General features: G+C 36.0%; 7 protein-coding genes. 2 read left to right on the top strand and 5 right to left on the bottom strand.

The annotated features are described in order from the left end of the window. Positions 1-12: 12 nt before the first annotated feature. The 5 genes from F6K23_RS35650 to F6K23_RS35630 all read right to left on the bottom strand — a co-directional run bounded on the left by F6K23_RS35650 (position 13) and on the right by F6K23_RS35630 (position 10,086). Positions 13-1,182, bottom strand: a complete 1,170-nt coding sequence (locus tag F6K23_RS35650) for an RNA-guided endonuclease TnpB family protein (RefSeq protein ID WP_293165245.1) — start codon at positions 1,180-1,182, stop codon at positions 13-15. 1,000 nt (positions 1,183-2,182) lie between these two features. Further along, positions 2,183-3,211, bottom strand: a complete 1,029-nt coding sequence (locus F6K23_RS35645; RefSeq protein WP_293165243.1) for a nuclease A inhibitor family protein — start codon at positions 3,209-3,211, stop codon at positions 2,183-2,185. A 674-nt stretch (positions 3,212-3,885) separates the two neighbouring features. Beyond that, positions 3,886-7,032: a hypothetical protein gene (locus F6K23_RS35640; RefSeq protein WP_293165241.1), complete on the bottom strand. Its 3,147-nt coding sequence runs from the start codon at positions 7,030-7,032 to the stop codon at positions 3,886-3,888. Between the two features lie 707 nt (positions 7,033-7,739). Further along, positions 7,740-8,576, bottom strand: a complete 837-nt coding sequence (gene ubiG, locus F6K23_RS35635; RefSeq protein ID WP_293165239.1) for a bifunctional 2-polyprenyl-6-hydroxyphenol methylase/3-demethylubiquinol 3-O-methyltransferase UbiG — start codon at positions 8,574-8,576, stop codon at positions 7,740-7,742. A gap of 1,039 nt (positions 8,577-9,615) precedes the next feature. After that, positions 9,616-10,086, bottom strand: coding sequence for a tetratricopeptide repeat protein (locus F6K23_RS35630; protein WP_293165237.1), 471 nt, complete (start codon positions 10,084-10,086; stop codon positions 9,616-9,618). 462 nt (positions 10,087-10,548) lie between these two features. Between F6K23_RS35630 and F6K23_RS35625 the strand changes: the two genes are divergently transcribed. Continuing rightward, positions 10,549-11,280: a TIGR04283 family arsenosugar biosynthesis glycosyltransferase gene (locus F6K23_RS35625; protein ID WP_293165235.1), complete on the top strand. Its 732-nt coding sequence runs from the start codon at positions 10,549-10,551 to the stop codon at positions 11,278-11,280. A 157-nt stretch (positions 11,281-11,437) separates the two neighbouring features. After that, the gene (locus F6K23_RS35620) at positions 11,438-11,752 is read left to right on the top strand and encodes a hypothetical protein (RefSeq protein WP_293165233.1); all 315 of its coding nucleotides are present in this window, start codon (positions 11,438-11,440) and stop codon (positions 11,750-11,752) included. The last annotated feature ends 634 nt before the right edge of the window (positions 11,753-12,386 follow it).

Genomic DNA, 12,386 nt, shown 5'->3' with positions numbered 1-12,386 from the left:
CGGGTTGACGTTTCATTGGCTGTTGCTAACAGATGCGCTAGTCTTACACTTGCCTCCGCGTCCGTTTAATGTCTCGGACTGCCCGCCCGCGACTAATATGTTTATTGCTGCATTTTCATCACGGTCGTGTTTTGCACCACAGTTGAAACATTCCCACTCTCGCACCTGAAGGTCTAATTTTCCACCTTTAAACCCACAGCATGAACATACTTGAGATGTTGGTTCCCAACGACTAATTACTCTGAAATCACGACCGTATTTTTCCGATTTTCCTTCTAAAAGTGTCCTAAATTGTCTCCAACCTAAATCTGATATTGCTCTGGATAATTTACGGTTTTTAACCATACCAGAAACGTTCAAATCTTCTAAAACTATTACTTGGTTTTCGCTAATAATTTCAGTAGATAATTTATGCAGAAAATCAATTCTTGTATCTTTCAGTTTGGCATTAAATTTAGCTACCTTTAGCCTTGCTGTTTCATACCTTTTAGACCCTTGAGTTTTCTTAGATAATGACTTACTTAACTTTCGATACTTCTGAATACGTTTTTTCAATGGTTTAGGAGCATCAACCTTCATACCATTGCTAAATGTAGCAAAGGTAGAAATGCCTAAATCTATACCTACTGAATTATCAGTTTGAGGTAAAGTTTCTGGATTTATTTCTACTACAAAACTTAAGAAATATCTATGAGCTGAGTCCTTGATAATAGTTACTGAAGAAGGTTGACCAGGCAACTCTCTAGACCAAACTATTTTTAACTTCCCAATCTTGGCTAAATAAACTTTATTTTGGTATACTTTAAATCCTCTCAAAGTAAACCTAGCAGATTGTTTGGACTTCCTGCTTTTGAATTTAGGAGGTTGAATTTGTTTACCTTTTCTCTGACCTTTAGTTGATTTAAAAAAGTTTTGATAAGCCTGATGTAAATCATTTAAAGATTGCTGCAATGGTACAACTGAAACTTCTGATAACCATTCTCTGTATTCAGTCTTTTTAGCTTGAGTAATAAAAAGCTTTTGCAGTTCAGAATTAGTAGGTTTCTTTTCTCCTAATTTGTACTTTTCTTGGCAGCAAGTTAGACTATCATTCCAAACAACACGGACACAACCAAATAGCTTTGCTAATCGGTATTTTTGTTGGCCTGTTGGATAGATACGATACTTAAATCTAGCTTTCATAATTCTTATATAAACTAATAATATGATAGCATATTTATTACTTTCTTCATCTATGAAAAGTCGCCCTAGAAGAGCGAGGCTTCAGACCCACTTTTTCGGTGATTTCAGAAACATTGTGGTAGTCTGGCTTAAGGGCATATATTTCTATGAGAATTCTTTGATTGATTTGGCCAGTTTTTGATAAATTAATTGAAATTTTAACCCCCCTGTTTTGCAATTGACACTAACTTACTCAATTGCGGTTTTTTCTATAAACTTCTGAACGATCATAATCAATTAATTTGATTGTAATACTATTGGTTTATTAGCGTAGCACATTCTTCTTTTATATTAATTTAAGCTTATTTAAACTTTTGTAAAACTTATCTCATATTTATTTAAAATTTTAATATTTATTTAATATTTGTTATTTTATAAATAAATATTAAAATAAGATTTTAATCTATAGCAATGCTAAATTATATTTCAAGAATGAAGAATGAAGAATGAAGAATTTAGAATTACCTCTCCTTGAAAAGAAGAGGATTGACTAATTATGAAAATTTTTATTTATTATCCCTTTAAAAGGGGAGGCTTTAAACCACAATATTTCGGTAAAAAATCTCAGGAGATATCAAAACTCTGAAACTTTTACCTCTATTCCCTAAGTTCAAAGATATTTTTACCCGCAATTGAAATGAGATTGCTATTGTTCGATATTTATAGCGTTTCTCAGTCTAATGAGGTAAAGCTTCTTTATTTGTCTTCTATTCCCTGTTGCCTGTTGCCTAAAATCAACGAATGTTGTCACTCACTCTTCTTGGGAATTGCTATATCAATTTTATGAAAAATTGACACAGTGTAATTTTTTGATTTCATGTTTCATACCTAATTTAGGTATTAGGTGATATTTATTAACATGAAATTTTAGTAGAGACTAACGGCATTTTGCCCTAAAAATTCAATTTTTCTCCTTTGAAACCTTTAAACAAGTTTCTTTTAATTCCCAATATTTTAATCTTTAAAGGTTGTAAGTCAACTCGCTTTCTAAATAAAGACCAACCAAATTTTTTCCCTGAGTTTGACCAAGTACATAGATATATTCTTGCATCCAAAAACTAAATCTATAAATCAATGTTTGGTCAAAACTCTGCTGAAATAAGCGATTTATTATGTTGTATTTTTCAGACAAATCTTCAAATTCACTTGAAATTTCATTCTTGTCTAATCCATAACAGCTATAGTAGTCCTCTTCTAGATAAGTCATGTTTGGGTAAAGACTATAAAACTGATTAATTTCAAGACATTTGGTAGCCTGTAGAATTTTTTCAAATACTAATTCTTTAGTTTTGGCAGCAGTAAAAACAAATTTATGGTCATAAGTATTCCAAGGATAAGCATCACCAAAATCTCCATCTAAATGAATTGTGTCTAAATCCGAAGTGACTGCCTGAAATTTTGCTATTAAATCTAGGGTATTTTCCTCTAGCAAAATATCAGATTCAGTTTCAATTTCCTCAGAACGATAAATCATTTCTGGAGGAATTTCAATTAGCTTATAAAAAGTGTGAGAGACACCTATCCAATCCCCATTTTTTGTTTCGCCAATTATTATGCCTGGTAAATCTATAGTCCGATAATATGAAGTATCATCATTTAATTTTAAATGCCAGCAATAAGACTTTAATTGAGAAGCTAAGAAAAAAGACTCTAATTTTGTCAAATTATTTTGCAGTAGTTGAAACAAATTTTCGATTTTATTTCTCCAGATATTTTGCTGCTCTAAACTGACATCACTGACATCAAAATAGCGAAAAGATCTGAGATATTCCAGATTTTGCCATTGCTTTACCGTAGCATCTGCATCTGTAATTTGTAGCCAACCATTGCTAAGACAAAGATTGCGGATATTAAAATTTCCCCATTTGGAGACATCCCAGGTAAAAGGAACAAAATTTCCTCCATCGTCGTGATAGGGTAACTCAAAATATAAGTCTGGTTGAGTCAGAAGCTCTAAAGTGCCGAGAATTTTTTCAATTTCAGGTTGCATGATATTTTATTGAGATAAACAGTAGGTTGGGTTAAGCGTATCTCGCAACCCAACACGGAAGTCAGAAGTTAGAATTCAGAAGTAACTAGAGTTTTAGTTTGGATAAACAGTAGGTTGGGTTAAGCGTATCTCGCAACCCAACAATAGCTCAAAAAAACTCTAGAAAATGTTGGGTTTCTTTCATCAACCCAACCTACAAATTCTCCATTTTGGTCATCGGGTATAGCAATGAGCGCTGTTATATTTACAAATTACAGGAGTGGCCAAATAGCTAAAAGTCTTATATTGTCTACAATTGATTCCCCCTATGGCCTATTGCCTGTTGCCTATTGCCTGCGCACAGCGCTATAAATCAAAATGTAAGTCTGGTTGAGTCAGAAGCTCTAAAGTGCCGAGAATTTTTTCAATTTCAGGTTGCATAATTTTTAAGTGTAGTAGTTTAGTAGGTTAGGTTAAGCGTATCTCGCAACCCAACAATAACTTTTTTATAAGCAAGCAAGTAGGTTGGGATAAACAGCAGGTAAGGATAAAGATAATGCTCGACCCAACATTTTCAATGATTTTGTTGGGTTTCTTTCATCAACCCAACCTACAAGTTTGCTTTGGCAGCCGCTCGTACAATACGGTTACTATCATTTTCAATGATTTTGTTGGGTTTCTTTCATCAACCCAACCTACAAGTTTGCTTTGGCAGTCGCTCGCACAATACGGTTGCCATCATTTGCTAGTTGCTCTCGTATCTCTCTCAGAGTAGAAGGGTTCTCAGCAACTGCATAACGTTCTTGCCAAAATAGAGACTGATAACCTTCCATAATACTATCAACCGGAGTTAACGGGTGCATCAAAGTTACAAAACGGACGAAAGCATTGTCAGATTGAGCATATTCTGATAATAATATTGCTAAATCATCCGTATCTGGGTTGTAAATACGGCTCAGTCCTGATAATGTAGTGCTAGGTAAACGGACATAAGGTAAGCCTAACGAATCTTCCAGGGATTCCTGGAGAGGTGCAGGAGTGTTAGGGTTTTGAGCAACAGCTCGACGCACTTCCACTTTTTTATCCTCCGCTAACTGTTGCAAAACTATAACGTTGGAGTTTTGGTTAGCAGCAACAGCAATACGAACTTCAGCTATAGAGTCTTGAGAAAGAATATCTAGGGAAGTTGTGGGAGTATTAGGATTAGCTGCTACTTTTCGGCGCACCTCTGTATCTGTATCTAAAGCTAGAGCTTCAAGAATATTAATAGGTGTTTTAGAGGAAGAAGCGATCGCCTCTCGCACCGTTGCATTTTCATCTGCTGCCAGTTTTTGCCAAAGTTCGGAAGGTAACTCCGGACGCTCAATCAGAGCAATGCGAATAACATCATTAGAATTATTAGCCAGTTGTTGCAACGTCCGTGCTGTTAAGTTGGGGTTCTGGGTCAGCGCTTTTAAAGTCCTTATATCTGATTCTGTTTTAGCTAGACTTTCCAAAACTGTTGATGGTGTGTTGGGATTTTTAGCGACGATTTCGTGAATATTGAGTCGATAATTGAATTTAGGACTGTTTGCCAGAAATTCTAATGCAGCCGCTGGTGTATCGTGACGTTGAGCGATGCGACTGGTGATGCCATCAGAATTACGATCTTTTGGATCTTCACGTCTTGCCATTTTTTCCAAAACGTGGGGAGGGGTGTTTGGATGTTGGGCAACTCCGATACGCACGGGAAACCTGTCATCTTTATACAATCTTTCTAAAGTTTTACTAGAAGTATTGCGATGATCTGCTACTCTGGAGCGAATTACAGAATAGCTATCATGTGACAACTCATCAAGAATACTGGCAGGAATTTGGGAGCCTTCAACTGGATATTGGAGTAATTTTGCCAGCTTATCCTGACTTTTTGAATCTTTAGATTCCCAAAGTTTTATGACTGCTTTTTCAAGTACATTACCAGGAGTATTCGCATTGCGAACATCAAAAATTCCCTCTTCTAAACCCAAACGTTCTAGTATTTCCACAGGAGTATTGGGATTACTTACTAATTTATTCTTGACATTCTCGCTAGAATCATTTCCCAATTTTACCAACGTCTCAACAGGAGTATCAGGATTTTCTGCCACTAATTCCCTGACTTTTTCTGACTCATCATCTGCTAGCATTACCAGAAATTCCACAGGAGTTTTAGGAGCTTGTCGGTATCTATCCTTCGTTGCTAACTTGCTCCGTACTGAAACGCTAGAGTCACAGACAAGCTTTAGCATAATATTGCTCGGCAAAGCTTTGTTGTCTAGCAATGCGCTACGAACAGTTGCATCAGGATGTTGGACAAGTTGCTCTAAAATATGAATAGGAGTTTGAGAACTTCCAGCAGCACCGCATAAAATTTGGCTATCGTTACTTTTCATTACTTCTGTCAATGGGGTACGCTCGCGGGTTATGGTTAAGATAAATTTATCTGCTCTCGCCGTTTCCTCCTGTTGCTCTTCTTCCAGTAATAACCGATAGTGTTCCAGTGGAGGTAAACTAGAGCTATCTAGTGTTTTATTTTTAGCTGGAGAAATAGCATTCTTAGTTTCTGGAGGTTCGTTAGCTATTGATCGCAATACTCCCACATCAACCCTAAGACATTTAGCAATTTTATTTCGTAGCGATTCCGGCGATCGAGGATTCTGGCCAATAGCTCTCAGAATTTCAGGATGAGGACAATCGCTCAATTGCTCTAAAATTTCCACCGAAACCTGTGGGTGTTTAGCAACATCAACTAAAAAACGAATTTTATATATAGCCGCTTCAGTATCGACATTTGCCAACTCAGCCAAAATCCAAGTAGGAGTATTTGGCTGCTTCAATAGTAAATTTCGCAATTCACGTTGTTTCCAAATCGAATCGTCTGTGGCAAATTCCCCAAAAAACAGCTCTAAAATACTAGCAGGTAAATTATCCGTTTCTCTTAAAACACTCTTGTGAATGGGAAACAACTTATGCAAAATTTCCTCCGTTACATTAGGATGGTTTGCCACAGCTGACTTTATTTGTGTGTGTGAATTTTCCATCAAAACAGCCAAAATATTCGCCGGAGTCTCAGGATTTTTAGCAACCGCCAACTGAATCTTAAATACCCCATCTCCCGCCAACTGCATTAGAGTTTCTACACTCGTTGCCGGATTTTGAGCCACTGCCAACCGAATTAAATCCCACCGACTTTCTCCTAAAGTTGCTAACTGTTCCGCATCAGTATTCCAATCCTGAGCTACCACTAATTGCCCCTCCATTAACTTTATTAACTTCTGAGGACAACTGGGGTTAGATTGTGCCACCATCCGAATCGACAATTCTACATCTCCTGCCAATATTTCCAATACTTCCGGTGGAGTTTCTCGAAATTCTGCCACTTCAAAGCGCGACTGAATATTAGATTCCCGTGCCAGTCTCTCCAAATATTTCAGTCGATATCGTAAAGGTAGATGAGGATTTTTCAAAGCTAAAGTAAGATAACTTGATGGTACCCACTCGCTGAAAAAATAATCTGGCACTGGAGCCATTTTCAGCAGTTCCACCGCCAGGCGGTCATTTTGTCCTAATTCTTTTGTTTGTAAAGTTGTATCTACTATTTGTTGCCAATTTTCCGTTATTTCTCCAGCCCAATTAACATGATGACTTGCTGCTTCTGCCACTAAGGGGTCAGAACTATTGACCAAGATTTCCAACAGATTAGTTGGTGTATCTGGATAATTAGCGATCGCCAACTGTAGCTCTCTAGTTTGCTCAGTTAGTCGGTCCGGATTGGCCAAAAAAGGCTCTAAGTCCTGGGAATTTAAAAGTTTTGGTAGTGCCATTTCAGTTATCAGTTATCAGTTATCAGTTATCAGTCCTCTGCCTGTTTGCGCAGCTTATCCGGTAGAGCCGGATTGGCCAAAAAAGGCTCTAAGTGGCAGGAATTTAAAAGTTTTGGTAGTCCCATAGTTTTCTATTTGATTGTGGATTCGGAGCGATCGCTCTCAACAAAGCACATAAGTATCATTAAAAAAGTAAGCATTATAAGCATTACGGGCTTTTAGTTCAATGTAATCTTTATAGATAAAGAATTTTTAGCTAAACTTGCCCCTAAATTTTTATAGTTATTTACTTTTGCTGTACTACTTAAGATAAATCATAATCTAGATAGACTAAAAAATCAACTCCTTTCCTAAAAAAATTTAATTTGCCAGAAAAGTATTATAGATGTCCCAACTCAGACTTTACTAATCTATCAAAACAATTGGGTCACGCCACCCCGCCTTTTAAAGCGAAATATTTTTGGAGAGTTGCTCAAATCCCCTACTTCCCCTCCACGGTCGGGGGAGGGGCTAGGGTAGGGGTGGGTTAACTTCTGTACGTCGCCAATCCGACGGCTCCCCTATCTGACTTCTGACTTCTGACGCGCGTTAACTGGTAGTCCTGCATAGTAATGGTGAAGATATATATTTTTTAATTTCTCCCCTACTCCCTTCCGTATCCGTGTATCCGCGCCATAATCCGTGTGAGCTACTCCCCCACTCCTTATCTATAGAGTTTCCTTCTTTTTCAAAGCCTTACCAATATACATAATTGACATATCATCATTAATACTAATTTGAAAAGAGCCAGTTTTTCGATATAGCTGATAGTTAATAAAATTTGCTTTACAGACTTGAATTAACTTCCGAATAAATACTTGTAACGACTTATCAAACTTAAGATTTTTTCTGGAAGTATTCAACTCTCCCAAGACAAAACCTATTTCTCCAAACAAATCAAAACCTTTCATCTCAACTTCAACAAAACCCAAAGATAACATCAACTCTTTCAACTCTTCTGGCAAAATAAATTTCTCCCAATCATGAACCCCCGAAGGAATTAATCGTAACAAATTTTCCATCAACCAAATCATCATAAATCGAGATTGAAAATTACGATTTATCGTGTCATAGAAAAAAATACCACCAGGTTTCAACACTCTATATATTTCTGAGACAACTTGACGATAATCAGAAACGTGTTCCAAAACATCCACACAAATCACAACATCAAAAGTATTATTTTCATAAGGCAAACTTTCAGCAACCCCAACTTTATAGTTAATATCCAGACTATTTTCACCGCTATGTTTTTGAGCAGTTTCTATACATTTTGCCGAAGAGTCAATACCATAAGTTATTGCGCCTCTTTTTGCCATGAATTCACAAGAAAAACCACCCCCACAACCCACATCCAAAATTTTTAATCCTTGCCAATGAGGAACAAATCTATCGAAAAATTCAAACCTTGGTTGATTGAGATAATAAAGAGCATAAATTTTGGCATTTTTATCCCACCATTGATTAGCACTTAAGTCATAAAACTCTAGGTCATTTTTTTTCATTGTTATTAGATATACTAGGAAGTAGGGAGTAGGGAGTAGGAAGTAGGGGGAAAATTTTGATTTATATAGTGGGATAATAGATTTGATTTTTTATTATCAAAAATGTCTATTAGAGAGTGTTTGTCAAATAAATATTAAATTATATAGTAGCGTAACACGCCCAATAGTAGGGGCAGGTTCCACGTTAAATTAATTGCTCAACATTAAATTTAGATGAACCCACCCCATCCCCTAGGAAAGCGATCGCCACACCTCTTCATATCAATAGACATAGGCTTCATTAATGGATAATTGATAATTACCTCTCCCTAAAAGGGATAGGATTGACAAATAAGGAAAAAATTTATTTTTTTCCCCTTGAAAGGGTAGGCTTTTAACTCGAATTGTTTAATTATTTAATTATTTAATTATTAATTATTCGGTAAAAAAGATATAGACTTTTTGTAAAAGTAGGTATGGAGGGAATAGGAAACAGGGAAGATATTTTTAGGAAAAAAACACGAAAAATGATTTTTTGAGTTATTACACTCTAGTTTATAGCAAATAAATGGCAAGTTTATTTTCTGGAGATTTCTATTAAGTATAAATTATAACTCAATTAGTAAAGCTTTTATCTAAAACTAAAAGTAATAGCTGAATCCGAGCCCATCCCGCAGGGAAGTCCTGATAACTGACGGCTGTTTGCGCAGCATGACCTAGGAAATGCTTACCGAAAAATTCAGGTATAAAGCCTCTCCATTCATGGATAAAAAAGAAAAAAATCCTTTTAACTAATCCTCTTATTTATAAGAATAGTTCATTAATTGATAATGAATAATTGATAATTACCTCGGGTTTTAACCGTTACGGAATTGAATATCAGGAAATATTATTTCTTCTCTTGGTCGATGGTCGGCCAGCGACGAGACCTAGCCATCCCTCAACCGCTTTTTTCCCCTTAAAAGGGGATGCTTTAAACCAGAATTATTTAATTATTAATTATTAATTATTCGGTAATTATAAATTCTAAATTATAAATTATAAATTCTTGAAAATATATCTAACTTAATCTCGCCGTACATTCCAAAATTAACCTTTGATTTTCAATAGCATAAGGCTGCACCTCTAAAGCCTTTTTAAAAGCTAAAATAGCTTCTCTATATTTTCCCAATGCAGCATAACATAATCCTAAACCATGCAAAGCACCAAAATGAAAAGGAATAATTTTCACCACCATCTCACAATCTTTTATAGCCTTTCCATACTCTCCTAAAGTGTAATAAAGAACCGCTCTTCGATTCCAAGCTTCTGCAAAATCAGGTAAATCTTCAACTAATTTATTCAAAACCGCTTCTGCCTTATCAACTTCTCCAACTTGCAGCCAATTTTCTGAACTTTTAATTGCTTCTAAACCAGCAACACCTTTTTGCTCAAACCAAATCCGCCATAATTCACCCGTAGCTTTATTTCTAATTAATTCATCATAATTTTTCAAGTCTTCTAGTAATTCTATAATTGATGATTTATCCATAATCTTAATATTTTTAATAATTGCTAATCAGTAATTAGTAATTGGTACAGCGGTCAAACAGTTTAATTCCTTGATGGAATAGCTATGAATGTAGAACTCGTATCTGGAATTATTAGTACCGTTTTACTAAAGTCAAAAGTCAAAAATCAGAAGTCAAAAGTTACAATTTAAATACTTAAGACTTCTATTCTACAGTAATTTCAGCTTATTATTTGACTTTAAAGCCGATTTTAGTAGTAAGATTTAATTCTGCTTCAATTAGTAAAGCTTTTATCTAAAAACTAAAAGTAATAGCTGATAGCTGTTTGCGGAGCATTCCGGTACGGAAATGCTGACGGCTGTTTGCGCAGCATTCCGCAGGAAATGCTTACCTAATAGATAACCGCTAAATACTTACTACTTGTTTTATCCTAGACAATTAAACGCCTTTTTCCTTCTTCCTTCTTCCTTCTTCCTTAATTTATGCTCAATATTTCTATCATTATTCCTACCCTCAATGAAGCAGCTTATTTATCTCATACTCTAAATAATCTTTCTGTACTTACCCCTCCAGCAAAAGAAATATTAGTAGTAGATAGTTACAGCGAAGATGAAACAGTTTCTATTGCTCTCTCCTTTGGAGTTTCTGTTATTTATTCTCCCCAACGTGGACGTTCTATTCAAATGAATTTAGGTGCCCAAAAAGCAACAGGAGAAATTCTTTGTTTTCTTCACGCCGATACTATAGTACCAGATGACTTAATTTCTATAATTTCCAAAACTTTGGCAAATCAAAATATTGTTTGTGGTGGATTTATTTCTATTATGTGTAATTCCAAAACAACTCGCTGGAGTATTGCCTTACATAACTATCTCAAAACTTTTTATGCTCCCCTAATTTTTCGCCCCCATCTATTTTTTAAAGGTTTACGGATTTTGTTTGGAGACCAAGTAATTTTCTGTCGTCGCACAGATTTCTGGAAAGTTGATGGTTTTGATATTAATCAACCAATAATGGAAGATGCTGACTTATGTCTCAAGTTAGTTAAACATGGGCGAATTTCTTTAGTAAATCGCTTTGTATATACTAGCGATCGCCGTGTCGCTAAGTGGGGAATTTTCAAAGCAAATTTGATCTATTTATTTATTGGTTTTTTGTGGGGTTTTGGTGTCTCGCCAACTTTTCTTAAACGTTTCTATCAAGATATTCGTTAATTATCGTTAATTATCTATTATAACAACAATTATTCCCATTTAATAGTCAAATATTATTGGTATTGTCAAATCAAAAAATTACTCTATAATAAGCAACCAAAGCAACAAATTCTCTAGTATTTTTGAGGAATAAGTATCAGTAAAAATGGAGTAAGAAATGAAAATAGCTAAGTTGGGTACTTTAATCACTATCGCTCCTGCAATTATCGTTGGAAAATTGAGTTTTTCTTTAACCTTAATTGCTGGGTTAACTCTTAACTTAACCACAACTAGCGAAATAGCATTAGCAGGCACTGGATGGCAAAAACGAGAAATCACCAGGATTGAATGGGAAAGCGGGAAGGCCCTTGACTGCAATGGTAAAGGAGTAGAATTTCTTATTACTGGCTCGAATATGCATATTACGTTTTATCGTTTAGCTGTTGCTTGTTTAAATCTAAGTCGGCAAAACCAGGCAGATTGGGTGATTTGAGGTGGAGTTGATTTTGTTTACAAGAATCATCGTGAAAATGCTTTTATTCATCATAAAAATTCGGTAAGTGAGAAACCACCGTCTTTTAAGCGGTGGATGGAAACGACTCGACGGGCAATAAAGCGTAGTCAAAAAAATGTGTTATTATTAACTAATAACTTAAAAAGTAGCCTCAATGGTCTTTTGGCCGGAGAGAGTAGTGGCAATTGGCACCGCCTAGTAGGGGCGATTCGCGAATCGCCCCTACTGCTGTATACGTACTACGGTACGGTACTGGCAATGTGGTTGTTTTGCCTAGCGGCATACTTCGTAAACGAGCAATTTGGAAATCGTGGTTTTAACCCGATAGAAAGCTCCTCTGAAGAATCCACGCGACTTTAGTCCGTGGAGTGTCAAAGGTTTCCTCCCAGAACTCGAAATTCGGGAAGACAACCAAACTTATATTCATTTGCTAAATTTGTCATCGGTTATAACTGTCGTGCCAAGGGTCGTCAGTGGGAATGTGAACACCTTTGAAAAACCTAGCCAATCCTAGACATTTTTAGGAATTGTCTCTCAAAGGTTGCAGATTAAGTCTTAAATGACTACGTTGGCAGGTCACGACCAACATAAGTGAACTCCAGCTTATGTGCTG

Source organism: Okeania sp. SIO2C9, assembly GCF_010672455.1.
Taxonomy (GTDB): Bacteria; Cyanobacteriota; Cyanobacteriia; order Cyanobacteriales; family Microcoleaceae; genus Okeania.
This window is presented reverse-complemented; position numbering and strand designations above follow the sequence as displayed.